Raw genomic sequence first — 23,641 nt, 5'->3', positions numbered from 1 at the left:
GCCTTTTTCGGGTCCGCCGTCCCCCGGCACCCATTTGTATTCGAACCCGGTCAGCTGGTGATGTTGACGAAACCGCTCAGCTGCATGCGCAGGGCGTGACGGGTTTCCGCGTCATCGACCGGCAGTCGCATCAGCAGCGACCCGTCCACGTCGAAGACCTCGACCAAGCGGCCGTGGAAACGGGCCGATCCCAGCGAGTCATAGTCGCGGCGCAGCACCGACCGCGGGCGGCCACGCTTGTCCTTGCGCAGAACGCGCACCTCGCACCGGATCGGGTCGAAATAGGCGTCGGGACGGTTGTCCACGTGATGGACCATCAGCATGGCCAGGCCGCTGAGGAGAAAGATCAGCGACAGCCCCAGCTTCATCAGCATGAGGTCCGGGCTGAACTGCGATCCCGTCACAAGCCACATTGCCCCGGAACTGATGATCAGCGCGGTGCCGACGATCCTGAAGATTGCCGAAACGATCGGCCAGTTTGGCGCGAAGGCTATGATCAGCGGAATCGCATCCCTGTAGCTGCGTTTCGCAGGTTGAAGATCGGGCAGCCTGACCTGCTCCTGCATCATGATTTCGCCCGTTGCGGCCATTTTGGTCGCTCCTGTCCCGATTTTGACGCGGCCTTTTGGCCGTCTGTTCACATGATCGCTGACAAAACGTCAGGATTTGGGCAAGGACGCGGAAATTGGCGGGCAGAACGGTCGCCTGGGCCACAGCGCGGTGATGCCCCCCTTGCCCCGGACGCGAATCCGTGTATACGAGGCCATCCTTTCGCAAACCATGTGAACCGCGCATCCCTCGTGGCGGGGCCGCGAAAGGACTGGCCCCACCTTTGAAATGCGCCTTGACAGAAACAGGAGTGCACATGCCGCTTTACGAGCATGTAATGATCGCGCGTCAGGACCTGTCCAACGCGCAGGCCGAAGGGCTCATCGAACATTTCGGCGCGATTCTCGCCGACAACGGCGGCAAGGTCGTTGACAGCGAATACTGGGGCCTCAAGACGATGGCCTACAAGATCAACAAGAACCGCAAGGGCCACTATGCCTTCATGAAGACCGACGCCCCGGCGCCGGCCGTGCAGGAGATGGAGCGCCTGATGCGCCTGCACGAGGACGTGATGCGCGTGCTGACCGTCAAGGTGGACGAGCACGAAGAAGGCCCGTCGGTCCAGATGCAGAAGCGCGACGACCGCGACGGTCGCCGCGACCGCCGTTGATCCCCGCCCGAAGGAAAGGAGCCTGACCCATGGCCGCAAAACCGTTTTTCCGCCGCCGCAAGGTTTGTCCGTTCTCGGGCGACAACGCGCCCAAGATCGACTACAAGGACACCCGCCTGCTGCAGCGCTACATCTCCGAGCGCGGCAAGATCGTGCCGTCGCGCATCACCGCCGTCTCGGCCAAGAAGCAGCGTGAACTGGCCCGTGCGATCAAGCGCGCGCGCTATCTCGCCCTGCTGCCCTATGTCGTGAAATAAGGAGGCCCCGCGATGCAAGTCATTCTTCTGGAACGTGTCGCCAAGCTGGGCCAGATGGGCGACGTCGTGGACGTCAAGCCCGGCTATGCGCGCAACTATCTGCTGCCGCAGGGCAAGGCGCTGACCGCGTCCGAGGCCAACATCCGCCGCTTTGAAGAGCAGAAGGCACAGCTGGAGGCCCGCAACCTCGAGACCCGCAAGGAAGCCGAGGCGCTGGCCGAGAAGCTGGACGGCCAGCAGTTCGTCATCATCCGCTCCGCTTCGGAATCGGGGGCGCTTTATGGTTCGGTCACGCCCCGTGACGCCGCTGCCGCCGCCACCGAGGAAGGGTTCACCATCGACCGCAAGCAGGTCGTGCTGACCGGCCCGATCAAGGAGTTGGGCCTGCACACCGTGTCCGTGGTCCTGCACCCCGAAGTCACGGTCGAGATCAAGCTGAACGTCGCCCGGTCGGCCGAAGAGGCCGAACTGCAGGCGTCGGGCAAGTCGATCCAGGAACTGGCCGCCGAGGAAGAGGCCCAGGCCGAATTCGAGATTGCCGAACTGTTCGAGGACATCGGGTCGGCCGCGTCGGAAGACGAGGAATTGGCCGCCGCCCCCGCCGAGGAGGGCAAGGAGGAGAGCAAGGAATAATCCTTGTCTGGCGCCAGGAAATCGGGGCCGCTCCTGCCGGGGCGGTCCTTTTCGTTTTGCACCCCGCCATCGGTTGGAACCCGCCGATGGGCCGTTGGGGGCCTTGCCTGTTCCGCCTGCCTGCGGCTATGCGGTGGCGGAATGGACAACGAACGGAGCCACGAGACTTGCGCGCGATTCTTGCCTGCCTGGCCCTTCTGGGTCTTGCCGCCTGCGAAACGGCCAAGGGCGCGGGGCGCGACATCGAAACCGCGGGTCATGTCATCACCAAGACGGTGAAGGACATCGAGAAGAAATTCTGACGCGGCCTCGGCAGCGCGGTCAGGGGCGCCCGCCGCCCGTCAGCCACAGGATCAGGTTCAGCACCACCGACAGAACAACCGAAACCAGGATCGCGCTGGTCACGGGAATGAAGATGCGGGTGTTTTCGCGCTCGATCACGATGTCGCCGGGCAGGCGCCCCAGCCCCAGTTTTGCGGCCAGCGGCCACAGGATCCCGGCGAGGATCAGGATCACACCCAGAACGATCAGGAAACGTGCCATGGCTTGCCCTTTCCGTGACGCTGCGGGTCACAGATAGGGCAGGGCGCGCGCCGGTGAAAGCCCCCGGCGTGTCAGGTATCCATCTTCAGGGCCGAGATGAACGCCTCTTGCGGGATGTCCACCTTGCCGAACTGGCGCATCTTCTTCTTGCCGGCCTTCTGCTTTTCCAGCAGCTTGCGTTTCCGCGTCGCGTCGCCGCCATAGCATTTCGCCGTCACGTCCTTGCGCAGGGCGCTGAGCGTTTCCCGCGCGATCACCTTGCCGCCGATCGCCGCCTGGATCGGGATCTTGAACATGTGGCGCGGGATCAGCTCCTTGAGCTTTTCCACCATCGCCCGGCCGCGCGTCTCGGCCCGGTCGCGGTGCACCATCACCGACAGCGCATCCACCGGTTCCTCGTTCACGAGGATCTGCATCTTCACCAGATTGTCGGCGCGATATCCCGTCAACTGGTAATCGAAGCTGGCATAGCCCTTGGTCACCGATTTCAGCCGGTCGTAGAAGTCGAACACCACCTCGTTCAGCGGCAGATCATAGACCACCATCGCCCGGTTGCCGGCATAAGTCAGGTCCAGCTGGATGCCGCGCCGGTCCTGGCACAGCTTCAACACATCGCCCAGATATTCGTCGGGCACGAGGATCGTCGCCTTGATGCGCGGTTCCTCGATACGGTCGATCCTGGACGGGTCGGGCATGTCGGCGGGGTTGTGCAGCTCGAACATCGAGCCGTCCTTCATGTAGATGTGATAGATCACGCTGGGCGCGGTGGTGATGAGCTCGATGTCATATTCGCGCTCGATCCGGTCGCGGATTACCTCCAGGTGCAGAAGCCCGAGGAACCCGCAGCGAAAGCCGAACCCCAGCGCGGCTGATGTTTCCATCTCGTAGGAAAAGGACGCGTCGTTCAGGGCAAGCTTCTCGATCGCAGTGCGCAGATCCTCGAACTCGGCGCTGTCCACCGGAAAGAGGCCGCAGAAAACCACCGGCTGGGCCGGCTTGAACCCCGGCAGCGGCTCGGCGCAGGGTTTGCGTTCATGGGTGATTGTGTCGCCCACGCGGGTGTCGCGAACCTGCTTGATCGAAGCGGTGATGAAGCCGATCTCGCCGGGGCCGAGTTCATCGACGCTTTCCATCTGCGGACGGAACACGCCGATCCGGTCCACCTGGTGGGTGGCGCCGGTGGACATCATGCGGATGCGGTCGCCCTTTTTCAGCACCCCGTCCATGATCCGAACCAGAACGACCACGCCCAAGTAGGAATCATACCAGCTGTCCACCAACATCGCCTTGAGCGGCGCCCCGCGGTCGCCCTTGGGTGGCGGCAGCTGGGTCACGATCGCCTCGAGCACCTCGTGGATGCCCTCGCCGGTCTTGGCGCTGACACGGATCGCGTCCGTGGCGTCGATGCCGATCACGTCCTCGATCTGTTCGGCCACCCGGTCGCAGTCGGATGCGGGCAGGTCGATCTTGTTCAGGACAGGCACGATCTCGTGATCCGCCTCGATCGCCTGATAGACATTGGCCAGCGTCTGCGCTTCGACCCCCTGCGTGCTGTCCACCACCAGAAGCGAACCTTCGACGGCACGCATGGACCGGCTTACCTCGTAGGCGAAATCCACATGGCCCGGCGTGTCGATCAGGTTCAGAACGTAGTGTTCGCCGTCATCCGCGTCATATTCGATGCGCACGGTGTTGGCCTTGATGGTGATGCCGCGTTCGCGCTCGATATCCATGCTGTCGAGCAGCTGTTCCTTCATGTCGCGGTCCTTGACCGTTCCGGTCTCTTGTATGAGCCGGTCGGCCAAGGTCGATTTCCCGTGGTCGATATGGGCGACGATCGAGAAGTTGCGGATATGCGAAAGGTCGGTCATGGCTGCGGATATGGAGGGGATCGCGCAGCCCGTCAAGCAGACTTGACCGGTGGAAATCCGGGCGGAATTTCAGGGCTTTGTCTGTGGCAGGCAAGAATTTCGCAAAGTTGAGGCGCGGACCCGTTTGCCGAAGCCGTGTCATTGGCCCCTTGGCGACTGATTCGGCGGCGAATTGAAACGGCTGCGTTTGTGGGTCATAGTGCCGGGCAAGAACGGGGGCCGGGCGGGCTCCGGCGGCCACGAGGCAAGATGGGTGCAGAAATGAATATGGTGATGGCGATTCTTGTGGGATCGGTTGCTCTGGCGGCAATGTCGGCCGCGCCCGTGTCGGCGGGGGTGATCGAACGCGCATGCCGCCAGTCGGATCGTTCGGCGGCGACGCCCGAGCTTTGCCGCTGTATCCAGAAGGTGGCGAACGGCAGCCTGAGTTTCCGCGAACGCCGCAAGGTGGCGAAATGGATCAAGGAACCGCATATGGCGCAGGAAGTCCGCCAGTCCGACCGGCGCGGGGACGAGATCCTGTGGGAACGCTACAAGGCCTTTGGCGCGCGTGTGCAGGAGGTCTGCGGCTGAACCGTGCCCCGGTGCGGGTCAAATCGTTCAGGCGGAGCGGGCAAAGCGGATGATTTCGTCGGTCAGGCAGTCAAGGCTGTCGGTCCACGCGATCCCGCCGGGCAGATCCGGGGTCAGGAGAGAGAGCTCGGTGCAGGCGATCAGGATGTGATCGCAGCCGCGGGACAGCAGGGCTTCGGTCTCGCGGGTCATGATGGACGAATCCGCGGGCGCGCCTGCCTTGACCGCGCGGATCAGGGACAGGATCGGTGCATCGTCCTGCGGAAACAGGGACGAGAGCCCGCGCGCGGCAAAGGCGGCATCGAAGACCCCGGTGAGCCGCACCGCCGGCGAAGCCAAGAGGCCGACTGTCCGCGCGCCGCGTGCGGCCAGGGCATCGGTGGTCAGCGCCAGCATGTCGAGAAACGGAAGGCGCGATGCCGCGCGGATCGCGCCTGCGTAGTGATGCGCGGAGTTGCAGGGCATGGCCAGAGCCCGCGCCCCCGCCGCCTCCAGGTCGCGGGCCATTCGCGCCAGCACGGGGGCCGGGTCCGGACCGGTTCCGTCGATCAGGGCGGCGATGCGCGAAGGCACCTGCGGGTTCTGGTGCACGATCAGCGGCACATGGTCGGCATCGTCGCGCGCAGGGGTGGCGGCCAGGACCTTCTGCATCAGCAGGATCGTGGCCTCTGGCCCCATGCCGCCGAGAATGCCGACGGGTTTCATGCCTCTGCTGTCCCGTTTCCGGTCGCGGGCGCGAGACCCGGAATCGCGCTGCGCGCGATGCCTCCGGCGGGAGTATTTGGCGCAAGATGAAGGGGCGGGGTCATGCTTTGGCCGCCACGTCGAATTCGTGGGTATAGCCGGTCAGGGCGATCGCGCCGCCGGTATGCAGGAAAACCACGCGTTCGCCCTTGGAGAAGTGGCCCTTGCGGATGAGGTCGATGAGACCCGCCCCGCCCTTGCCGGAATAGACCGGGTCCAGCAGGATGGCTTCGTATCGGGCGAAGAGGTCGATGGCTTCGAGCGTGCTTTCGGCGGGCATCCCGTAGCCGGGGCCGACATAATCACAATTGGCGACCACGTCCTCGCGCCGGACGACGCCGGGGCAGCCGAGTTTCTCGGCGGTGCGGGCGGCGAGGGCGAAAACGTTTTCCTCTTGCTTTTCCTTCGGCGCGCGCACGCCGATGCCGAGCACCGGGATCCCGGCATTCATCGCGCAAAGTCCCGTGACCAGCCCCGCCTGCGTGCCGGCCGAGCCGGTGGCGTGGACGATGTGGTCCACGTTCAGGCCGAGATCGACCAATTGGCCGAGGAGTTCCAGCGCGCAGTTGACATAGCCGAGCGCCCCGGTGGGATTGGAGCCGCCGCCGGGAATGGCATAGGCATTGCGGCACTCGGCGCGGAACCTGTCGGCCACGACATCGAGTTCGGCGTTCATGTCCAGTCCCGGTCCGCGATGTTCGACGGTTGCCCCATGCAGGACGTCCAGCAGGACATTGCCGTTGTAGCGGTAGTTTTCGTGGTCGTAGCCGGTGCGGTCCTCGAGCAGCAGGTGACAGTCCATCCCCAGCCGCGCCGCCGCGGCGGCGGTCTGGCGGCAGTGGTTGGATTGCGTCGCGCCCTGCGTCAGCACGATGTCGGCGCCTTGCTTCTGCGCCTCGGCCATCAGGAATTCCAGTTTGCGCGTCTTGTTGCCGCCGGTCGAAAGCCCCGTGCAGTCATCGCGCTTGATCCAGATTTCCGGGCCGCCGAGCGCCTCGGACAGGCGCGGGAGCGGTTCGAGCGGGGTCGGCAGGTGGCCGAGCCGGATACGGGGGAACTTGGCGAGGTTCATGCCTTGTCCTTTCAATTTGCGGCGCGCCTTGCCTGCGCGCGCAGTCTGTCGAGCCGAATATCGGCGGTGCGGGCGTGGCCTTCCATGCCTTCGGCCCGGCTGATCGTGGCGGTGGCACGGGCCAGGTCGGGCAGGGCGGGGTCGTCCACGCGCTGCCAGGTCACGGTCTTGAGGAACTTGTGCACGCTAAGCCCGCCGGTGTAGCGGGCCGCGCCCGAGGTGGGCAGAACGTGGTTCGGGCCGGACGCCTTGTCGCCAAAGGCGACGGTGGCGGACGCGCCGAGAAACAGCGAGCCGTAGGCGCGCAGCCGCGTTCTCCACCAGTCGAGGTCGGCGGCCTGCACATGCAGGTGTTCGGGGGCGTAGGCATCGGCGGTCGCGGCCATTTCCTCGCGGTCGGCGCAGAGCATGACTTCGCCCAGCGCGTCCCAGGCTGCCTGGGCCTGGCCCCGGTTGGGGTCGGGCAGTTCGGCGATGCAGCGGGGCACGAGGCGCAGAACCTCGCTTGCCAGCGCGCGGTCGTCGGTGGCCAGCCAGACGGGCGAGTTGTAGCCGTGTTCGGCCTGGCCGGCGAGATCCCACGCGACGGTGAGCGGGTCGGCGGTGGCGTCGGCGAGGATCATCGAATCGGTCGGGCCGGCAAACATGTCGATGCCCACGGGGCCGAACAGTTGCCGCTTGGCTTCGGCCACGAACTGGTTGCCGGGACCGACCAGGATGTCGGCGGGCGGTCCGCCGAACAGGCCATAGGCCAACGCGGCCACGCCCTGAACCCCGCCCAGGCAGAGGATCCGGTCGGCGCCGGCCAGCGACATTGCATAGAGCACTGCAGGGTGAATCCCGTTTTCGTCGCGCGGCGGGGCGCAGGCGATCACGTTGGGCACGCCGGCGGCGCGGGCGGTGGTGATGGTCATCAGCGCCGAGGCGATGTGCGCATACCGCCCGCCCGGCACATAGGCGCCGGCCGTGGTCAGCGGGATCTGCCTTTGCCCTGCAAACAGGCCCGGGCGCAGTTCGACCTCGATATCCTGCGCCGTCGCTCGCTGGGCTTTGGCAAAGCGCCGGATGTTGTCGTGGGCATAGCCGATGGCATCCTTGAGATCGGCCGGCACCTGTTCGGCGGCTGCGGCGATCGTGGCATCGTCCACCACGATCTCTCCGCGCCAGCCATCAAGCCGTCTGGCATAGTCCCGCGCGGCGGCTTCGCCCTGATTCTTGAGGCAGGCCAGCATGACCTGCACGACGTCGGCAGCGTCGCCTTTCGGGTTCGGCGGTAGTCCGGTGGCTTTCTTCAGGTGCTCGACGGGCATGGATGACCTCGCTTGCGGGGGCTTGACGGGGCTTGACCGGTGCGGCCCGGAGTTTCAAAAAAGTTGAAACTGCAGGAGGCCGGCAAATGCTGATGAAAGGTGTGACCTTGCGCGGGCTGGAAGTGTTCGAGGCGCTGGCGCGGACCGGCTCGGTGGCGCAGGCGGCCGAGATTACGGGGCTCAGCCAGCCGGCGGTGTCGCAGCAGATGCGCAACCTCGAAGCCGCACTGGGTGTCGAGCTGGTCGATCACGGCCGCCGTCCGATGCGCCTGACCCCGGCGGGGCGCAGTTTTCTGGCGCGGACGCGCAAGGTTCTGTCCGAACTGCGTCTGGCGCAAAGCGAACTGACCGTGATGGACCTGAGCAATCTCAGCACGCTGTCCATCGGGCTGATCGACGATTTCGACAATGATCTGACACCCCGGCTGGCGACCATTCTGGCCGACAGCCTGACCCGCTGCCGGTTCACGCTGACGACCGCGCCCAGCCACGAAATTTCCAAGGCGATCAAGGAGGGCAACCTGCATGTCGCCGTGGCCGCCAGCACGGGCGAGGTTCTGGAGGGCGTGGTCGAATATCCCCTGGTGCGCGATCCCTTCATCCTTGTCGCGCCCAAGGGAGAGGTGAGCGACCGACAGCATGTCCTGCGGGATCTCGCGGCGCTGCCGTTCCTGCGCTACTCGGCCGAACAGCTCATCAGCCGACAGATCGAAACGCACCTGTCGCGGCAGAAACTGGATTTCGAGGACCGGTTCCAGATCGGCAGCCATCTTGCGCTGATGGCGATGGTGGCACGGCGGCTGGGCTGGGCGATCACCACGGGGCTTGGCTATATGCGGGCCGAGCGGTTCCATGATCAGATCGACGCCTTTGCCCTGCCCGGCGCGGCCTTTTCGCGAACGATTTCGTTGTTCGCTGGCGCGGACTGGAGCGACCGAGTGCCGCGCGAGATCGCCAATGCAATGCGGCAGCTGCTGCGCAGCCAGATGCTCGATCCGGCCGTGTCGCGCCTGCCTTGGCTGGAGGGCCACTTGCGCCTGGTTGACGGCTGACCGGATCAGCTGAAAAAGCCGGGGGCCGTCGATTGGGGTGTCGATCAGGGGCATGGCGCGCTCTTGGGAAAGGGATTGCTTCATCCCTTTCCGCAGGAAGCCATCCGCGCAAGCCCGGCCCTGCGAGATTTCGCAAGAAATTCCCGGAGTTTCGGGTTTTCTTAAATCTTGAAGGCGGCGCCGGCGAGGATCGCCTGTCGCAGTCCTTTCGCGGCGCGTTCGATGAGATCCAGCGCGCCGTCGAAATCGCGCGTGTAATAGGGGTCGGGCACCTCCGTGGCGCCGGTTTCGGGGGCGAAATCCGTGAACAGGCGGACAGGGGTTTGTGACCGGGCCGGGCGCAGCCGCTCAATGCGGTCGATATTGCCGCGATCCATTCCCAGGATCAGGTCGAAGCGATCGAAGTCCGGGGCCACGAACTGCCGGGCGCGCAGGTCCGAGATGTCGTAGCCGCGGGCACGGGCGGCGGCCTGCATCGGGCCATAGGGTGGTTCGCCCACATGCCAGTCCGAGGTGCCGGCGCTGTCGGTCACGGCCTCGGGCATCAGGGCGCGGAACACGCCTTCGGCGGCGGGCGAGCGGCAGATATTGCCAAGGCAGACGAACAGAATCCGGGTGGTCATGGGCGGCTCCTTTCGGCAAGGTTCTCTATCGCAAGGAGGGGACATGGAAAAGATCGTCATACTGACTGGCGCCGGCATCTCGGCCGAAAGCGGTCTGGGCACGTTCCGCGATGCAGGAGGGTTGTGGACGCAATACCGGATCGAGGACGTGGCCACGCCCGAAGGCTTTGCCCGCAACCCCGCGTTGGTGCAGGAATTCTACAACGTCCGGCGCGTCAAGGCGGCGCAGGCCGAACCGAACGCGGCGCACCGCGCGCTGGCCCGGCTGCAGCGTGACTGGCCGGGCGAGGTGGTGATCGTGACGCAGAACGTGGACGCGCTGCACGAAAAGGCGGGCGCGTCGGGCGTGATCCACATGCACGGGGAACTGGCGGGCGCGCTGTGCGCCGTGTGCGGGCATCGCTGGCGCGCGCCGGAGGAGATGGCGGTCGGCGAGCCCTGCCCGTCCTGCGGCGCCGCGGCCGGGCGGCCCGACGTGGTCTGGTTCGGCGAGATGCCCTATCACATGGACAGGATCTATCGTCATCTGGCCGAGGCCGACATTTTTGCCGCGATCGGCACCTCGGGGCAGGTCTATCCGGCGGCGGCCTTCGTGCACGAGGCCGCGGCGGCGGGGGCGCATACGGTGGAACTGAATCTGGAGCCGTCCGAAGTCAGCGCCGCCTTTGCCGAGCGGTTCCTTGGGCCTGCCACGCAGGTCGTGCCGGACTGGGTGGAGATGCTCTTGGCGCGGGCCGAAGGGTAGGGGCCGGCCGTGCGGCGGCCGGCCCGTGGAGGCTTCAGTTATCCGTGTTCTGCATCTGGCCGTGGTTGTGTTGCATGGCCATGCCGGGCTTTCGGGTCAGGTCCACGGGGACTTCGATCTGCACCTCTCCGGCCTTTTCAAAGACCAGCGTCAGCGGGATCCTGTCGCCCTGTTCCAGGGGTTTCCTGAGGCCGAGGAACATGACGTGATCGCCGCCGCGGGCCAGCGCATGCATGCCGCCGGCCGGGATGGGGAAGCCGTCCTCGACCTCTTGCATCTTCATCACGCCGTCGCCGGTCGCGACATGGGTGTGCAGCTCGACCCGATCGGCGATGTCCGAACGGGCCTCGATCAGGCGGTCGTCCTGGTCGGTGTGATTCATGATGACCATGAAGGCCGCACCGGTCTTGGACATTTTCATCGAAGCGCGCGCATAGGCATCCTGAATCATGATGCCGGTGGTATCCGCCCAGGCGGGCAGGGCAAGGGTGATGGCGGCCGCGGCCGCGCAGGCAAGCGTCTTGAGGGACATGGTCCGTCTCCTGTCTGAATGGTCTGTGGGTTGTGCAGGACGAAAGGTCAGACAGGGCGGGGCGGGCCGCGCGCGTTGGGCGCCGGGAGGGGGCGCGGCACCGCGAAGCGCGCCGGTTCCGGCGGCATCGGCGCGGGACGCAATTGCGCCGGCACCGCCGTTTCGGGCGGCAGCATCGCGTCGCCGATGAGGTGGAGGGCGAAATCCGGGCAATAATGCGGGGGCTGGATCGGTTGGCCGTCCTCATCCACGAAGACGATGACCGGGCCGGTCCCGGTGCAGAGCACGATCTGCCCGGCCGCCCCGGCATTTCCGCGCGCCATCGCCAGCGCCTGGCCGGTGACGACCAGCAGCAGCGCCAGAGCGAGCGCGAAATGGATTCGGAAACTCGGCCGCATGTCGGAGTCGTTTTGGCCCGGATTCGCTGCGGCTTCAACCGCAAACGCCAACAGCCCCGCGCGGGCGGCGCGGGGCTGGTTGACAACCGCGGATGCGGCGAAAGGCGATCAGGCCGTGGCCTGGGCCTTGGCGATCTCTTTTTTGATCTTCAGCGCGTTGGGCGAGAGGTCCTCGTCCTTGGCCTTGGCCAGAAACGCATCCAGCCCGCCTCGGTGATCGACGCTGCGCAGCGCGGCCGAGGAGATCCGCAGCTTGAACGAACGGCCCAGCGTTTCGGATTGCAGGGTCACCTCGTTCAGGTTCGGCAGGAACCGGCGCTTGGTCTTGTTGTGGGCGTGGCTGACATTGTTGCCAGTCATCGGGCCTTTACCGGTCAGTTCGCAACGGCGCGACATGTGTCTCTTCCTTCATCTCTGCTGGCCGGCCGCTCCTGTCGCGGGAACAGGGGTGCCCTTGCCAAATGAACAGGGGCGCCGCCTTCGGCCGCGCCCGGAAACTCGTGGGCAGCGTTTAGGCGGAATCGGGCGGCGGGTCAAGCCGGGGAGGGCGGTTTTTGTCGCAGGCGTCGGCGGGGAATGGCCCTGCGGGCCATGCCTTCGGCGAGGGTATTTGGAACCAGAAAGAAGCAGGGGGGCGGTCAGAGGCCGACCATGCGGCGGATATCGGCGGGGGCGGCGCCTTCGGCGCGGTATTTCGCGATGGCGCGCGCGTCATCGCGTTTGGCCAGTCGGCGGCCCGCGTCGTCGCGGATCAGCCGGTGGTGGTGGTAGGTCGGGACGGGCAGGCCCAGCAGGGTTTGCAGCAGAACGTGGATGCGGGTGGCGTCGAACAGGTCTTCGCCGCGCACGACATGGGTGACGTTCTGGGCGGTGTCGTCCACCACCACCGAGAGGTGGTAGGACGTGCCCATGCCGCGTCTGGCCAGCACGATGTCGCCAACCGCGCGAATGAGGTGGCCGGGGTCGAGGCGGTGGGTGCCCTCGTGGCGCGGGCCGGTTTCGGTGAACGCGGTGTCGGGCAGCGCCGCCGTGGCCCGGGCCATGTCGAGCCGGATCACGTCGCCGCCGCGCATCTCGCTCATCGGGCGCGCGCGGCAGGTGCCGGGATAGATGCGCCCGTCCGGGCCGAATTGCGGTACGCCTTCCTGCGGGGCGGAGGCGGCGGCCTCGATATCCGCCCGCCGGCAGGAACAGGGGTAGGTGAGTCCCATGTCCGTCAGCCGGTCGAGCGCGGCCCGGTAGGCGGGCAGGCGGTCGGACTGGCGCATCACCGGTTCCGGCCAGTCGAGCCCGAGCCAGTGCAGGTCGTCGAAGATCCGTGCCTCCCATTCCGGGCGGCTGCGGGTGCGGTCTATGTCCTCGATTCGCAGCAGAAAAACGCCGCCTGCCGCGCGTGCCATGTCATGGGCCAGCATGGCCGAATAGGCATGGCCCAGATGCAGCGGCCCGGTGGGCGAGGGGGCGAACCGCGTGACGAAGCGCACCCGAGGCCCCAACCCTGTCAGGCCGCGTCCAGCGCCGCCGCGCCGAGCCAGTCAAGCCACGCCGCCTTGGCGCGGTCGGTATAGGCCTTGTACCGGTCCTTGCGGCCGCGGCGGCCGCCCTTGAGACCCTCGACCGGGCGGAACAGGCCGAAATTGACATTCATCGGCTGAAATGTCTTTGCCTCGGCCCCGCCGGTGATGTGGTGAATCAGTGCGCCCATTGCGCTGTCCTGTGGGATATCGGGCAGCGGGCGGCCCAGGATTTCGGCGGCGGCCATGCGGCCCGCCAAGAGGCCCATCGCGGCGCTTTCGACATAGCCCTCGACACCGGTGATCTGGCCGGCAAAGCGGATGTTGGGGCGCGACTTCAGCCGCATCTGCGAATCCAGAAGCGTCGGCGAATTGATGAAGCTGTTGCGGTGGATCCCGCCCAGCCGGGCAAAGCGCGCGTTTTCCAGCCCCGGGATCATCCGGAACACCTGCGTCTGGGCGCCGTATTTCATTTTCGTCTGGAAACCGACGATGTTGTAGAGCGTGCCCAGCTTGTTGTCGCGGCGCAGCTGGACTACGGCGTAGGGTTTCACGTCTGGCTGGTGCGGGTTGGTCAAGCCGACGGGTTTCATCGGCCCGTGGCGCAGCGTGTCGCGGCCGCGCTCGGCCATCACCTCGATCGGCAGGCAGCCGTCGAAATATGGGGTGGGATTGGGTGCGGAAGTCTCTTCGCCTTCGTGGAACTCGGTCTTGTCGGCGGCCAGAAGTGCGTCGATGAACGCCTCGTACTGGTCGCGGTCCATCGGGCAATTGACATAGGCGGTGCGCTCTTCCTCTGTCTCGCCCTTGTCATAGCGCGATTGCCGCCAGGCCACCGACATGTCGATGCTGTCGGCATAGACGATCGGCGCGATGGCGTCGAAGAAGGCCAGCGATTCGGCGCCTGTTGCGCGCCGGATCGCTTCGCCCAGCGCGGGCGAGGTCAGCGGGCCGGTGGCGAAGATCCAGTGGCCGGTGTCGGGCAGATCCGTCACCTCTTCGGTGGACAGCGACACGTTGGGATGGGTGCGCAGGCGCTCGGTCACCATCTGCGAGAACGGTTCACGGTCCACGGCCAGCGCGCCGCCGGCGGGCAGGCGATGTGCGTCGGCAGCCTGCATGATGAGGCTACCGGCCTTACGCATCTCCCAGTGCAGAAGGCCCACCGCGTTCTGTTCGTCGTCGTCCGAACGGAACGAGTTGGAGCAGACCATTTCGGCCAGCTTGTCGGTGCGGTGGGCGAAGGTTCCCACCTTGGGGCGCATTTCGTGGATGACCACGTTGATGCCCGCTCTTGCGGCCTGCCAAGCGGCTTCGGACCCGGCCATGCCGCCGCCGACGATGTGCAATGTTTCTGTCATGCGCTGCCAGATAGGGCAGGCGGGCCCGTCGCGCAACCTGCGACTAGAATTCGTCCCGGCGCGGGTGCAGCACCAGCCAAAGAAGCGCTCCTCCGGCGAGGAACAGGAACGGCGCCATCGCCATGTTGACGGCGGTCCAGCCTTGCTGCGCCGTGCCGCCCGAACAGTTCATCAACCCGCCCGAGGCCAGCGAGGCGAAGGTCACGCCGCCGAACACCAGAAGGTCGTTCAGCCCCTGCACCCGGCCCCGTTCATGCGGTTCGTGCGCGCCGGCCAGCATCGTGGTGGCGCCGATGAAGCCGAAGTTCCAGCCGATCCCCAGCAGGATCAGCGCGACGAAGAAATTGGTCAGTTCCACCCCCTGCAGGGCCACCGCCCCTGCCGCGGCGAGGATGAACAGCCCCGCCCCCATGATCCGTTCGACTCCGAACCGCGCGATCAGGTGGCCGGTGAAGAAGGACGGCGCATACATCGCCAGCACATGGCCGGTGACCACATGGCTTGCGTCCGGCACGCCGAAGCCGCAGCCCACCACTGCAAGCGGGGTCGAGGTCATCACCAGGTTCATCAGCGCGTAGGACACCATGCCCACGATGATCGCCACCGCAATCCTGGGCGTGGTGATGAGTTCCCACCGGGTGCGGCCCCGTGGGGTGCCTTCGGGCGCGGGGGGCAATTTGGGGATGTCGAGCAGGGTGAAAAGAAGGATTCCGCCAAGGTTCAGCCCGATCGCGGTGGCATAGACCGGAAAGAACCGCATCACCGATGCGTCCGCCGTGCCGCCGGTCAGCCAAGCCACGATCTGCGGGCCGATGATTGCCGACAGCAACCCGCCCGCCATGACATAGGAGATCGCCTTGGGTCGGAACCGGTCGGATGCGGTGTCGGCCGCGGCAAAGCGATAGAAACCGTGCGCCGACATGTAGACGCCGGTCAGGTAGGCGCCAAGGACGAAGACCCAGAAGCTTTCGATCGTCAGGGCATAGGCCGCCACGGCCGCGCCGATCGCGCCGCCCGTGGCGCCGACCATGAAGCCCGGTTTGCGCCCGATTCGCTGCATCAGCGGGCTGAGCCACGGCGCCGTGGTCATCGACCCGAACACGATCAGCGAAATCGGCAGGGTGGCGAGGCAGGCACTCGGCGCCAGCTGCTGGCCCGCCAGCCCCGCGATCACGAAGAACATCGGAAGCTGTGCGCCCACCAGTGCCTGCGCGGCCACCAGAACGGCGACATTGCGCTTTGCCTTGCGGTCGTCGGCGAGCGGGTTGGTATCGGTCACGGCGGTCATGACGTCTGCCTATCCCTGAATGTGTTAACATGCAATGCGGTTGCCACGCCTGCGGCGTGGCGTCAGCATGGGCGTGGAACGAAAAATGCGGGGGTAGCTGTGGCCGTCGGACGTATCATCGAAACTCCGGCCTGTGTGGCCGAGGGGGCGGAATGGTTGGCGGACCGCGAGCCGCGCTTTGCGGCTGCGCTTGCGCAAACCGGCCCCTTGCCTCTGCGTCGGCGCGCGGACGGGTTCGAACAGCTTCTGGGGGCGATCGTGAGCCAGCAGGTTTCGGTCGCGGCGGCCGACGCGATCTGGGGGCGGATGCAGGCGGCGGGGTTTACGGCCCCCGAACCGATCCTGCGCGCCAGCGAGGACGAGCTGCGCGCGGCGGGGCTGAGCCGGCAGAAAATCCGTTATGCCAAGGCCTTGGCCGAAGCGGGCATCGACTATGCCGCCTTGCGCGAAATGCCCGACCGCGAGGTGGTGAAGTCGCTGGTTGCGGTTCCGGGGATCGGCGTCTGGACCGCCGAGATCTATGCCATGTTCAGCTTGGGTCGCGCGGACGTGTTCGCGCCCGGTGATCTGGCGCTGCAGGAATCGGCGCGGATCCTGTTCGAGTTGCCAGAACGCCCGAAGGAGCGCGCACTGCGGCAAATGGCCGAGGCCTGGTCGCCCTGGCGGTCGGTTGCGGCGCGGTTGTTGTGGGCCTATTACCGTCTGGCACGAGGCAGGGAAGGGATCAGATGACACGCGTTCTCAGGGCCGGCCGCAAGGGGCCGCTGTCGGGCACGACCCGTTCAATCGTGGTTTTCGTTCATGGCTATGGCGCCAATGGGGCCGACCTGCTCAGCCTGGCCGATCCGCTGGGCGAGCATCTGCCCGATACGCTGTTCGTGGCGCCGGACGCGCCCGAATCGATTCCCGGCATGCCGTTCGGCTATCAGTGGTTCCCGATCCCCTGGATCGACGGATCGTCGCAGGAAGAGGCCGAACTTGGCATGCAGGCGGCGGCCGATGATCTGAACGCCTTTCTCGACGCGCTGATGGTGGACGAGGACGTGCTGCCTGAGCAGGTGGTGCTGTTCGGGTTCTCGCAGGGCTCGATGATGAGCCTGCACATCGTCCCGCGCCGCGATGATCCCATTGCGGGCGTCGTCGCCTTTTCGGGCCGTCTCTTGCATCCCGATCTTCTGGCCGAGGAGGTCAAGGTGCGCATGCCGGTGCTTCTGGTGCATGGCGATCAGGACGACGTAGTGCCTGTCCAGTCGCTGCCCGAGGCGGTCGAGGGGCTGCAGAAGGCCGGCTTCAAGGACGTCTATGCGCATGTCATGAAAGGCACCGGCCACGGGATTTCCCCGGATGGACTCGGGGTTGCTTTGGCCTTCATGCGAGACAAGTTGGGGTTGTAAGGCGGTCTTCTACAATTTCGCTGTTTGCGGCGAATTGTTCGCCTCTTTTGGGCTTTGGGTCGCATTTTGGGGGAATTTGAGGAAAATCTTTTGAGTTTTTGGTCTGACGCGATATAGCGACAGGAGCCAATGCAAATACAAACGGGATCAGAGAATGCTGATCGTACTGATTGGAATGATTTTGTTGTTTTCGAGTCCGAACATCGGGATTTTTGTTATTGTTCTGGGGGTTATGGTTTGGACAAGCGGCAAGAGCCGCACCGCGCGATACCGGGATCAGCGACGGCAGCTGAGGCGAAGCCGCCCGAAGGCGCTGCCACATTTGCCGGCCGCCGAGATCACCGGCGTTCGGCGCGAATGCCGGCAGTCGGGGCAGGTTTGAGCCTCCATGCGAAGGGGGTATCGGTCTGAAACGGGGGGGTATGTGAGCGCGGCACAGCGGCGGACTCACATGCTGTGACCACCTGCCGTGATCGCAAGGTTGGGGCTGTGCTCGGTGGCGATCCCGTCCTGGTCGGAAAGACAGGGAGCGGAATCAATTGGGCCGCCTTGCCGATCACCACCCCGGCGCATGACCATGAGCACCGATCGAGCAAGACGGTCCAGCAAAAATGTTTCGTCACACAACAGAATACTTAATACATTGTAAACGTAGCACGATTGATGGCGGTTTCTGAGTCTGATTTTGGAAACAGTCAGGTTCTTGCCATGAAACAATCCAAGTCTTGCCCCCGTTCTGCCGCAATTATGGGGGCGGCGTGGTCCAGGTCAGGGGCAGGGCCGGTCATTGCTGCCACTCTGGGTCGCGCTTTTCAATGAAGGCGGCGATGCCTTCCTCCGTATCCCGATAGAGCATGTTTTCGACCATGACCTCGCCTGCATAGGCATAGGCCTGTTCGATCGGCATCTGCACCTGTTCATAAAAGGCCCGCTTGCCGATCTTTACCGCGGCGCTCAGTTTCGACGCGATGGTTTCTGCCAGTTCCGCCGTTTCACGCTCCAGATCCTCGGGCGGGACGGCGCGGTTTATGAGGCCCAGCGCCTCGGCGCGGGTGGCGTCGATGAACCGCCCCGTGGTCAGCATCTCGAAGGCCTGCTTGCGCGGAATGTTCCGGCTGAGCGCGACCATGGGGGTGGAACAGAAAAGGCCGATGTTGACGCCGTTCACGCCGAATTTCGTGCCCTCGGCCGCAATGGCCAGATCGCAGGATGCCACGAACTGGCAGCCCGCTGCGGTGGCGATGCCGTGCACCCGGGCGATGACCGGCTGCGGCAGTTCCTGGATCGTCAGCATCATCCGGGTGCAGCGGTCGAAGAGATCCTTGAAGTAGGCCTTGCCGCCGTCCTGCGCCTGGCGGGCGGCGGTCATCTGCTTGAGGTCATGTCCTGCGCAGAATGCCTTGCCCGCGCCTGACAGGATCACCGCGCGGATCGAGCGATCCTCCTTCAGCGCGTCGAATGCGGATTGCAGGGCGGCCAGCATCTCGTCACTGAGCGCGTTGAGGCGCTCGGGGGCGTTCATCCGAAGATGGGCGACCGCACCTGTGTCGTGACGTTCCAGAATTGCCATCTTGTCCTCCTCGTGCATCTCGGGGCAACTCTAGGATGGGCAGGAGGAAAGGGAAAGAATGACTCTGGCAATGAATGCGCAGGAGGTCATGGATTACATGGCCGAGGTGTTCCCGCAGGTTCGCGACGATTTCGCGATCGACCGGCTGGAAGAGACGTCCTTGACGATGCGGCTGTTGACGGATGAACGCCACTTGCGGCCGGGCGGCACCGTGTCGGGGCCATCCATGTTCGCGCTGGCCGATTGCGCGGTCTATGCGATGGTGCTGGCGCGGGTAGGGCGCAAGGCGCTGGCGGTGACGACGAGTTGTTCGGTGGATTTCATGCGCAAGCCGGAGGCGGGTCGCGACGTGGTGGCCGAATGCCGGCTGCTCAAGCTGGGCCGCAGCCTGGCGGTGGGGGATGTGCTGATGTTTTCCGAAGGCAGGCCGGAGCCGGTGGCGCGGGCGACGATGACCTATTCGATTCCGCCCGCGCGGTGAGATGAACGCGCCCTTGCGGGCGCGTGCCTCCGGCGGGGGTATTGGGGACCAGAAAGAAGCGGGGCGCTGGTCAGGGAGAGTGGACCCGACGCAGGGCGCGGGCGGAAGTGCCATGTGCCGCGCGGAAGGCGCGCGCAAAGCTGGAGGGCGAGGCAAAGCCGGTGGCGAGCGCGATGTCGATGATGGGCAGGCCGGTATCGGTGGCCAGGCGGCGGGCTTCGGCGAGGCGCAGCGCGAGGTAGTGCGCCCGTGGCGTCGTGTCGAGGCGCTGGCGGAAGTTCTGTTCCAGCACGCGCGGGCTGACCCCGCATTGGCGCGCGATGTCGCGCACCGGCAGGGGCGCGCCGATGGTCTGTTCCATCAGGGCGCTGGCGCGGGCGGTGACGTGGTTGTGGCGCGGGTCGGCGCCGATGCGGGATTGGGCGCGGATCGGGCGGGCGGGGGTGTCGTGGATGAAGGCGCCCGCAACCCGCGTGGCGAGCGGTGCGCCAAAACGCGCGCCGATCAGGTGCAGCATCATGTCCACCGCCGGCATGGCTCCGCCGCTGGTGAGAAATCGTCCATCGATATGATAGCGGTGGGGCAGGACCGTGATCTCGGGGAAGCGTGCGGCAAAGCGGTCGAGGTCTTCCCAATGGGTGGTGGCGCACCGGCCGTCGAGCAGGCCGGCCGTAGCCATGAGCCACGGGCCTCCGTCGATGCCGGCGATTGCCGCGCCGGTCGCGGCGATTCGGCGTAGCCCGGCGCAGAGGGCAGGGGTTGCGTGTCGTTCGAGGTTGAAGCCCGCCACCACCAGCAGCAGGTCGCAGCGATCGAGGCGCGCGAGGGCCTCTCCGGGGACGTCGATGCCGCTGGTCAGCCGCGCCGGGGCGCCGGTAGCGGTATGGTAGTGCCAGTGAAAGAGGCGCCGCCGCTCCACCCGGTTGGCCGCGCGCATCGGGTCCACGGCCGCCGCCAGCGACAGTGTGTTGCTGTCATTCATCACCAGCACGGCCACGTCGAGGGGGGCGGTGCCGGTTGTCAGGATGTTTTTTTCGCGTGTCATCAAGTTTTCTTCGTATTGAGAAAACTTGTGACGGGCAAGGCAGGGCAGGATTTGCGAAAGTTCACAGGAGGAGTGCCGATGCCACTGTCCATGAATCGAGAGGTCTTCATTACCTGTGCCGTGACCGGATCGGGCAGCACGCAGGATCGCAGCCCGCATGTGCCGCGCAGCCCGGCGCAGATTGCGGAAAGCGCGATCGAGGCGGCGCGGGCCGGCGCGGCCGTGGTGCATTGCCATGTGCGCGACCCTGAAACCGGGGTGCCGTCGCGCAAGGTGGAGTATTACCGCGAGGTGACCGAGCGGATACGCGAGGCGGATGTGGACGTGGTGTTGAACCTCACCGCGGGAATGGGGGGCGATGCGGTGTTCGGGCCGCCCGAGGCGCCTCTGCCGCTGAACGAGGCGGGCACCGACATGATCGGCGCGGCTGCGCGGGTGGAGCATGTGGCCGAGTGTCTGCCCGAGATCTGCACGCTGGATTGCGGCACGATGAATTTTGCCGAGGCGGACTATGTGATGACCAACACCCCGGGCATGTTGCAGGCGATGGGGCGGATGATGACCGCGCTGGGCGTGAAGCCCGAGATCGAGGCCTTTGACACCGGGCATCTGTGGTATGCCAAGCAGCTCGTGAAGGACGGGATCCTGGAGAGTCCGGCGCTGGTGCAGCTGTGCATGGGGGTGCCGTGGGGCGCGCCGGACGACCTGAACACCTTCATGGCGATGGTGAACAACGTGCCCGAGGACTGGACCTTCAGCGCCTTTTCGCTGGGGCGCAACCAGATGGCCTATGTTGCCGCCGCCGTGCTGGCGGGGGGAAATGTGCGCGTGGGGCTGGAGGATAACCTTTGGCTGGAGAAGGGCGTGCTGGCAACCAATGCGCAACTGGTGGAGCGCGCGGTGACCATCGTCGAGAACATGGGGGCGCGGGTGATCGGCCCCGAGGAGGTGCGGGGCAAGCTGGGTCTGGTGAAGCGGGCGCCGCGGGCGCGTTGAGGCGGGCCGGCCGCGCGGGTGGACGGGGCGGGACCGGGGGCCAGCCCCCGGACCCCCGGGGTATTTCGGACCAGAAAGAAGCGGGAGGAGTCTGTCATGGCGGGTGTTGCGGCGATTGTCGGCGGGGGCGTGATCGGTGGCGGCTGGGCCGCGCGGTTTCTGTTGAACGGGTGGGACGTGCGCGTGTTCGATCCCGACCCAGAGGCGGAACGGAAGATCGGCGAGGTTCTGGCGAATGCGCGGCGGTCCTTGCCGGGCCTGTCGGACGCGCCGCTGCCGCCGGAGGGGCGGCTGAGTTTTCACGGGCGGCTGGACGAGGCCGTGGGAGGCGCGGTTTGGGTGCAGGAAAGCGTGCCCGAACGGCTGGAGCTGAAGCGGAAGGTCTATGGCGAGATCCAGGCGGCATGCGATCCGGGCGCCGTGATCGGGTCGTCCACCAGCGGTTTCCGACCCTCGCAGTTGCAGCAGGGCGCGGCGCGCCCCGGTCAGATCGTGGTGACGCATCCGTTCAACCCGGTCTATCTGCTGCCGCTGGTGGAACTGGTGACCACCGAGGCAAACGACCCCGAAGTGATTTCTCGGGCGAAGACGGCACTGGAGGCCATGGGTATGTTCCCGCTGCATCTGCGCAGGGAGATCGAAGCCCATGTTGCGGATCGCTTTCTGGAGGCCGTCTGGCGCGAGGCTTTGTGGCTGGTGAAGGACGGGATCGCCACCACCGAAGAGGTGGACGAAGCGATCCGCATGGGCTTCGGTATTCGCTGGGCGCAGATGGGGTTGTTCGAGACCTACCGTGTGGCCGGCGGCGAGGCGGGGATGCGGCATTTCATGGCGCAGTTCGGCCCGGCGCTGCAGTGGCCCTGGACCCGGCTGATGGACGTGCCCGAATTCACCGACGATCTGGTGGACATGATCGCCGAGCAGTCGGATGCGCAATCCGGCGCCTATTCCATCCGCGAACTGGAGCGGATCCGCGACGATAACCTGGTCGGAATGATGCGGGCGCTCAAGGCGAACGACTGGGGCGCGGGTGCGGTGCTGAACGCGCAGGATGCGCGGCTGAAGGCAGGCACCGACCTGGCGCGGCGGATCGACGAGGTGGAGGACCTTTCGCGCCCGATCCTGACCTTTGCGCAGGCCGTGCCGCTCGATTGGACCGACTATAACGGGCACATGACCGAATCGCGCTATCTGGACGCCTTTGCGCGCGCGACCGACCGTTTCATGGAGCTGATCGGCTGCGATGCGGATTACATCGCTTCGGGGGGCAGCTATTTCACCGCCGAGAGCCATATCCGGCATCTGGACGAGGCACTGGCGGGCGACCGGATCGCGGTGCGCACGCAGATGCTGCTGGGGCAGGGCAAGAAGCTGCACCTGTTTCACCGGATGTGTCGTGGCGAGGATCTGATCGCGACGGGCGAGCATTTCCTGCTGCATGTCAGTCTAGAAACCCGTCGCCCCTGTGCGCCGCGCGCCGAGATCGAGGCCAACATGGCGCGGATCGCGCGGGCGCAGGCGGGGCTGGGCTATCCCGAGGGGGCGGGCGCGTCGATCCGCGCGCCGAAGTGAGCCAGCGGGTTTTGATCACCGCCGGGGCTTCGGGCGTGGGGCGCGCGATGGCAGAGGCGTTCGCGGCGCGGGGCGCGCGGGTCTGGGTGGCGGATGTGGATGGCGCGGCGCTGGACACCTGCCCCGATGGCTGGGGGCGGTCGCTTGTGGACGTTGCGGACGAGGCGGCAATGGCGGCGATGTTCGACGAGATCCGCCGGGGATGGGGCGGGCTGGACGTGCTCTGCGCCAATGCCGGGATCGCCGGGCCGACGGCGCCGGTGGAGGGCGTGACGCTGGACGACTGGCGGGCCTGCATCGCGGTCAACCTCGATGGTGCGTTCCTGGCCGCGAAATACGCCGCGCCGATGATGAAGTCGCAGGGGGCGGGGGCGATGATCCTGACCTCTTCGACGGCGGGTCAATATGGCTATCCGAACCGGTCGCCCTATGCGGCGGCGAAATGGGGCGTGATCGGGCTGACCAAGACGCTGGCGATGGAGTTGGGCGCCTACGGCGTGCGCGCCAATGCCATCTGTCCCGGCGCGGTCGAGGGGCTGCGGATGGAGGGCGTGTTGCAGCGCGAAGCCGCCGCCAAGGGGATGACGCGGGATCAGGTCTATGCCGGCTATGCCGCGGGCACGTCGATGGGGCGGTTCATCGAGGCGCGCGACGTGGCCGAGATGGCGGTCTTTCTGGCGTCGGACGCCGCAAGGCTGGTGTCGGGACAGGTGATTGCCGTGGACGGGCACACGGTGAACCCCGATCCCAGGCCCTGACCCTTCTGTATCTTGGCTTTGCTAATCTGCCCCCGTCACCGCCCTTGGCCGAGGGTGATGACGGGGCGGTGTATGGCGTCTGAGCCTTGT

General features: G+C 66.0%; 29 protein-coding genes. 14 read left to right on the top strand and 15 right to left on the bottom strand.

From position 1 onward, the window contains the following. Positions 1-50: 50 nt before the first annotated feature. Positions 51-590, bottom strand: coding sequence for a hypothetical protein (locus C4S70_RS14440; RefSeq protein WP_104008823.1), 540 nt, complete (start codon positions 588-590; stop codon positions 51-53). A 275-nt stretch (positions 591-865) separates the two neighbouring features. Between C4S70_RS14440 and rpsF the strand changes: the two genes are divergently transcribed. The 4 genes from rpsF to C4S70_RS19330 all read left to right on the top strand — a co-directional run bounded on the left by rpsF (position 866) and on the right by C4S70_RS19330 (position 2,411). Next, positions 866-1,219, top strand: coding sequence for a 30S ribosomal protein S6 (rpsF, locus tag C4S70_RS14435; RefSeq protein ID WP_104008822.1), 354 nt, complete (start codon positions 866-868; stop codon positions 1,217-1,219). A gap of 29 nt (positions 1,220-1,248) precedes the next feature. Then, positions 1,249-1,476, top strand: a complete 228-nt coding sequence (gene rpsR / locus C4S70_RS14430) for a 30S ribosomal protein S18 (protein ID WP_104008821.1) — start codon at positions 1,249-1,251, stop codon at positions 1,474-1,476. Between the two features lie 12 nt (positions 1,477-1,488). Continuing rightward, on the top strand, positions 1,489-2,109 hold the full coding sequence (gene rplI / locus C4S70_RS14425; RefSeq protein ID WP_104008820.1) for a 50S ribosomal protein L9: 621 nt from the start codon (positions 1,489-1,491) through the stop codon (positions 2,107-2,109). A gap of 167 nt (positions 2,110-2,276) precedes the next feature. Further along, positions 2,277-2,411: a hypothetical protein gene (locus tag C4S70_RS19330; protein WP_268807790.1), complete on the top strand. Its 135-nt coding sequence runs from the start codon at positions 2,277-2,279 to the stop codon at positions 2,409-2,411. 19 nt (positions 2,412-2,430) lie between these two features. Here C4S70_RS19330 and C4S70_RS14420 read toward each other — a convergent pair whose 3' ends face one another. Together C4S70_RS14420 and lepA are read right to left on the bottom strand one after the other, a co-directional pair. Next, positions 2,431-2,652, bottom strand: a complete 222-nt coding sequence (locus C4S70_RS14420) for a DUF2905 domain-containing protein (protein ID WP_104008819.1) — start codon at positions 2,650-2,652, stop codon at positions 2,431-2,433. A 71-nt stretch (positions 2,653-2,723) separates the two neighbouring features. Continuing rightward, positions 2,724-4,523, bottom strand: a complete 1,800-nt coding sequence (gene lepA / locus C4S70_RS14415) for a translation elongation factor 4 (RefSeq protein WP_104008818.1) — start codon at positions 4,521-4,523, stop codon at positions 2,724-2,726. A 273-nt stretch (positions 4,524-4,796) separates the two neighbouring features. Between lepA and C4S70_RS14410 the strand changes: the two genes are divergently transcribed. Beyond that, the gene (locus tag C4S70_RS14410; protein ID WP_235003839.1) at positions 4,797-5,096 is read left to right on the top strand and encodes a hypothetical protein; all 300 of its coding nucleotides are present in this window, start codon (positions 4,797-4,799) and stop codon (positions 5,094-5,096) included. Between the two features lie 27 nt (positions 5,097-5,123). On the opposite strand, the gene cuyB is transcribed toward C4S70_RS14410, so the two are convergent. The 3 genes from cuyB to hisD form a co-directional block, all read right to left on the bottom strand. Continuing rightward, on the bottom strand, positions 5,124-5,801 hold the full coding sequence (gene cuyB, locus C4S70_RS14405; RefSeq protein WP_104008816.1) for a cysteate racemase: 678 nt from the start codon (positions 5,799-5,801) through the stop codon (positions 5,124-5,126). Positions 5,802-5,901: 100 nt separating this feature from the next. Continuing rightward, the gene (cuyA, locus tag C4S70_RS14400; RefSeq protein WP_104008815.1) at positions 5,902-6,912 is read right to left on the bottom strand and encodes a D-cysteate sulfo-lyase; all 1,011 of its coding nucleotides are present in this window, start codon (positions 6,910-6,912) and stop codon (positions 5,902-5,904) included. A gap of 11 nt (positions 6,913-6,923) precedes the next feature. After that, a complete protein-coding gene (gene hisD / locus C4S70_RS14395) occupies positions 6,924-8,222 on the bottom strand; it encodes a histidinol dehydrogenase (protein ID WP_104008814.1) in 1,299 nt (432 codons plus the stop codon). 86 nt (positions 8,223-8,308) lie between these two features. Between hisD and C4S70_RS14390 the strand changes: the two genes are divergently transcribed. Then, the gene (locus C4S70_RS14390; RefSeq protein WP_104008813.1) at positions 8,309-9,274 is read left to right on the top strand and encodes a LysR family transcriptional regulator; all 966 of its coding nucleotides are present in this window, start codon (positions 8,309-8,311) and stop codon (positions 9,272-9,274) included. 161 nt (positions 9,275-9,435) lie between these two features. Here C4S70_RS14390 and C4S70_RS14385 read toward each other — a convergent pair whose 3' ends face one another. Then, a complete protein-coding gene (locus C4S70_RS14385; protein ID WP_104008812.1) occupies positions 9,436-9,897 on the bottom strand; it encodes a low molecular weight protein-tyrosine-phosphatase in 462 nt (153 codons plus the stop codon). Between the two features lie 43 nt (positions 9,898-9,940). Here C4S70_RS14385 and C4S70_RS14380 point away from each other — a divergent pair, with 43 nt between their 5' ends. After that, positions 9,941-10,642, top strand: coding sequence for an NAD-dependent deacylase (locus C4S70_RS14380; RefSeq protein ID WP_104008811.1), 702 nt, complete (start codon positions 9,941-9,943; stop codon positions 10,640-10,642). A 34-nt stretch (positions 10,643-10,676) separates the two neighbouring features. Here the strand turns inward: C4S70_RS14380 and C4S70_RS14375 are convergent, their stop codons facing one another. The 6 genes from C4S70_RS14375 to C4S70_RS14350 all read right to left on the bottom strand — a co-directional run bounded on the left by C4S70_RS14375 (position 10,677) and on the right by C4S70_RS14350 (position 15,735). Next, entirely contained in the window at positions 10,677-11,174 is a 498-nt protein-coding gene (locus C4S70_RS14375; protein ID WP_104008810.1) for a copper chaperone PCu(A)C, read from the bottom strand. A gap of 47 nt (positions 11,175-11,221) precedes the next feature. Then, positions 11,222-11,572, bottom strand: a complete 351-nt coding sequence (locus tag C4S70_RS14370) for a hypothetical protein (protein ID WP_104008809.1) — start codon at positions 11,570-11,572, stop codon at positions 11,222-11,224. Between the two features lie 108 nt (positions 11,573-11,680). Further along, the gene (gene rpmB / locus C4S70_RS14365) at positions 11,681-11,968 is read right to left on the bottom strand and encodes a 50S ribosomal protein L28 (RefSeq protein WP_104008808.1); all 288 of its coding nucleotides are present in this window, start codon (positions 11,966-11,968) and stop codon (positions 11,681-11,683) included. A 242-nt stretch (positions 11,969-12,210) separates the two neighbouring features. Beyond that, positions 12,211-13,056 (bottom strand): tRNA glutamyl-Q(34) synthetase GluQRS, encoded by an 846-nt coding sequence (gluQRS, locus tag C4S70_RS14360; protein WP_104008807.1) that lies wholly within the window; start codon positions 13,054-13,056, stop codon positions 12,211-12,213. Positions 13,057-13,073: 17 nt separating this feature from the next. Next, positions 13,074-14,447 carry a methylenetetrahydrofolate--tRNA-(uracil(54)-C(5))-methyltransferase (FADH(2)-oxidizing) TrmFO gene (trmFO, locus tag C4S70_RS14355; protein ID WP_104008806.1) on the bottom strand — a complete coding sequence of 458 codons (1,374 nt, stop codon included), beginning with the start codon at positions 14,445-14,447 and terminating at the stop codon, positions 13,074-13,076. A 43-nt stretch (positions 14,448-14,490) separates the two neighbouring features. Next, positions 14,491-15,735 carry an MFS transporter gene (locus tag C4S70_RS14350; RefSeq protein WP_104008805.1) on the bottom strand — a complete coding sequence of 415 codons (1,245 nt, stop codon included), beginning with the start codon at positions 15,733-15,735 and terminating at the stop codon, positions 14,491-14,493. A 99-nt stretch (positions 15,736-15,834) separates the two neighbouring features. Between C4S70_RS14350 and C4S70_RS14345 the strand changes: the two genes are divergently transcribed. The 3 genes from C4S70_RS14345 to C4S70_RS14335 all read left to right on the top strand — a co-directional run bounded on the left by C4S70_RS14345 (position 15,835) and on the right by C4S70_RS14335 (position 17,511). After that, positions 15,835-16,467, top strand: a complete 633-nt coding sequence (locus tag C4S70_RS14345; RefSeq protein WP_104008804.1) for a DNA-3-methyladenine glycosylase family protein — start codon at positions 15,835-15,837, stop codon at positions 16,465-16,467. After that, entirely contained in the window at positions 16,464-17,129 is a 666-nt protein-coding gene (locus C4S70_RS14340) for an alpha/beta hydrolase (protein ID WP_104008803.1), read from the top strand. Before C4S70_RS14345 ends, C4S70_RS14340 begins: the two co-directional genes overlap by 4 nt. 154 nt (positions 17,130-17,283) lie before the next feature. Then, the gene (locus C4S70_RS14335; RefSeq protein ID WP_104008802.1) at positions 17,284-17,511 is read left to right on the top strand and encodes a hypothetical protein; all 228 of its coding nucleotides are present in this window, start codon (positions 17,284-17,286) and stop codon (positions 17,509-17,511) included. A gap of 402 nt (positions 17,512-17,913) precedes the next feature. On the opposite strand, the gene C4S70_RS14330 is transcribed toward C4S70_RS14335, so the two are convergent. Further along, a complete protein-coding gene (locus tag C4S70_RS14330) occupies positions 17,914-18,717 on the bottom strand; it encodes an enoyl-CoA hydratase (RefSeq protein ID WP_104008801.1) in 804 nt (267 codons plus the stop codon). A 40-nt stretch (positions 18,718-18,757) separates the two neighbouring features. On the opposite strand from C4S70_RS14330, the gene C4S70_RS14325 reads away from it, so the two are divergent. Next, positions 18,758-19,180 carry a PaaI family thioesterase gene (locus tag C4S70_RS14325; protein ID WP_104008800.1) on the top strand — a complete coding sequence of 141 codons (423 nt, stop codon included), beginning with the start codon at positions 18,758-18,760 and terminating at the stop codon, positions 19,178-19,180. Between the two features lie 70 nt (positions 19,181-19,250). On the opposite strand, the gene C4S70_RS14320 is transcribed toward C4S70_RS14325, so the two are convergent. Then, positions 19,251-20,225, bottom strand: a complete 975-nt coding sequence (locus tag C4S70_RS14320) for a GlxA family transcriptional regulator (RefSeq protein WP_104008799.1) — start codon at positions 20,223-20,225, stop codon at positions 19,251-19,253. 78 nt (positions 20,226-20,303) lie between these two features. On the opposite strand from C4S70_RS14320, the gene C4S70_RS14315 reads away from it, so the two are divergent. The 3 genes from C4S70_RS14315 to C4S70_RS14305 all read left to right on the top strand — a co-directional run bounded on the left by C4S70_RS14315 (position 20,304) and on the right by C4S70_RS14305 (position 23,551). Next, positions 20,304-21,221, top strand: coding sequence for a BKACE family enzyme (locus tag C4S70_RS14315; RefSeq protein WP_104008798.1), 918 nt, complete (start codon positions 20,304-20,306; stop codon positions 21,219-21,221). 96 nt (positions 21,222-21,317) lie between these two features. After that, entirely contained in the window at positions 21,318-22,793 is a 1,476-nt protein-coding gene (locus tag C4S70_RS14310; RefSeq protein WP_104008797.1) for a carnitine 3-dehydrogenase, read from the top strand. A 47-nt stretch (positions 22,794-22,840) separates the two neighbouring features. Next, complete coding sequence (locus C4S70_RS14305) at positions 22,841-23,551, top strand: SDR family oxidoreductase (RefSeq protein ID WP_235003837.1); 711 nt, start codon at positions 22,841-22,843, stop codon at positions 23,549-23,551. Positions 23,552-23,641 lie beyond the last annotated feature (90 nt).

It is taken from the genome of Jhaorihella thermophila, from assembly GCF_900108275.1.
Classification (GTDB): Bacteria; Pseudomonadota; Alphaproteobacteria; order Rhodobacterales; family Rhodobacteraceae; genus Jhaorihella; species Jhaorihella thermophila.
Note: the sequence above shows the minus strand (reverse complement) of the source record. Positions and strands in the feature narration are given on the sequence as shown.

Coding starts and splice junctions, on each gene's coding strand:
- C4S70_RS14380 (WP_104008811.1), top strand. CDS start 9,941: ATGGAAAAGATCGTCATACTGACTGGCGCCGGCATCTCGGCCGAAAGC.
- C4S70_RS14370 (WP_104008809.1), bottom strand. CDS start 11,572: ATGCGGCCGAGTTTCCGAATCCATTTCGCGCTCGCTCTGGCGCTGCTG.
- C4S70_RS14420 (WP_104008819.1), bottom strand. CDS start 2,652: ATGGCACGTTTCCTGATCGTTCTGGGTGTGATCCTGATCCTCGCCGGG.
- trmFO (WP_104008806.1), bottom strand. CDS start 14,447: ATGACAGAAACATTGCACATCGTCGGCGGCGGCATGGCCGGGTCCGAA.
- C4S70_RS14350 (WP_104008805.1), bottom strand. CDS start 15,735: ATGACCGCCGTGACCGATACCAACCCGCTCGCCGACGACCGCAAGGCA.
- C4S70_RS14410 (WP_235003839.1), top strand. CDS start 4,797: ATGGCGATTCTTGTGGGATCGGTTGCTCTGGCGGCAATGTCGGCCGCG.
- rplI (WP_104008820.1), top strand. CDS start 1,489: ATGCAAGTCATTCTTCTGGAACGTGTCGCCAAGCTGGGCCAGATGGGC.
- C4S70_RS14375 (WP_104008810.1), bottom strand. CDS start 11,174: ATGTCCCTCAAGACGCTTGCCTGCGCGGCCGCGGCCGCCATCACCCTT.
- C4S70_RS14320 (WP_104008799.1), bottom strand. CDS start 20,225: ATGACACGCGAAAAAAACATCCTGACAACCGGCACCGCCCCCCTCGAC.
- cuyB (WP_104008816.1), bottom strand. CDS start 5,801: ATGAAACCCGTCGGCATTCTCGGCGGCATGGGGCCAGAGGCCACGATC.
- C4S70_RS14390 (WP_104008813.1), top strand. CDS start 8,309: ATGCTGATGAAAGGTGTGACCTTGCGCGGGCTGGAAGTGTTCGAGGCG.
- C4S70_RS14335 (WP_104008802.1), top strand. CDS start 17,284: ATGCTGATCGTACTGATTGGAATGATTTTGTTGTTTTCGAGTCCGAAC.
- rpmB (WP_104008808.1), bottom strand. CDS start 11,968: ATGTCGCGCCGTTGCGAACTGACCGGTAAAGGCCCGATGACTGGCAAC.
- C4S70_RS14310 (WP_104008797.1), top strand. CDS start 21,318: ATGGCGGGTGTTGCGGCGATTGTCGGCGGGGGCGTGATCGGTGGCGGC.
- C4S70_RS14440 (WP_104008823.1), bottom strand. CDS start 590: ATGGCCGCAACGGGCGAAATCATGATGCAGGAGCAGGTCAGGCTGCCC.
- C4S70_RS14325 (WP_104008800.1), top strand. CDS start 18,758: ATGACTCTGGCAATGAATGCGCAGGAGGTCATGGATTACATGGCCGAG.
- rpsF (WP_104008822.1), top strand. CDS start 866: ATGCCGCTTTACGAGCATGTAATGATCGCGCGTCAGGACCTGTCCAAC.
- hisD (WP_104008814.1), bottom strand. CDS start 8,222: ATGCCCGTCGAGCACCTGAAGAAAGCCACCGGACTACCGCCGAACCCG.
- C4S70_RS14340 (WP_104008803.1), top strand. CDS start 16,464: ATGACACGCGTTCTCAGGGCCGGCCGCAAGGGGCCGCTGTCGGGCACG.
- C4S70_RS14315 (WP_104008798.1), top strand. CDS start 20,304: ATGCCACTGTCCATGAATCGAGAGGTCTTCATTACCTGTGCCGTGACC.
- C4S70_RS14330 (WP_104008801.1), bottom strand. CDS start 18,717: ATGCACGAGGAGGACAAGATGGCAATTCTGGAACGTCACGACACAGGT.
- C4S70_RS14305 (WP_235003837.1), top strand. CDS start 22,841: ATGGCAGAGGCGTTCGCGGCGCGGGGCGCGCGGGTCTGGGTGGCGGAT.
- cuyA (WP_104008815.1), bottom strand. CDS start 6,912: ATGAACCTCGCCAAGTTCCCCCGTATCCGGCTCGGCCACCTGCCGACC.
- lepA (WP_104008818.1), bottom strand. CDS start 4,523: ATGACCGACCTTTCGCATATCCGCAACTTCTCGATCGTCGCCCATATC.
- rpsR (WP_104008821.1), top strand. CDS start 1,249: ATGGCCGCAAAACCGTTTTTCCGCCGCCGCAAGGTTTGTCCGTTCTCG.
- C4S70_RS14385 (WP_104008812.1), bottom strand. CDS start 9,897: ATGACCACCCGGATTCTGTTCGTCTGCCTTGGCAATATCTGCCGCTCG.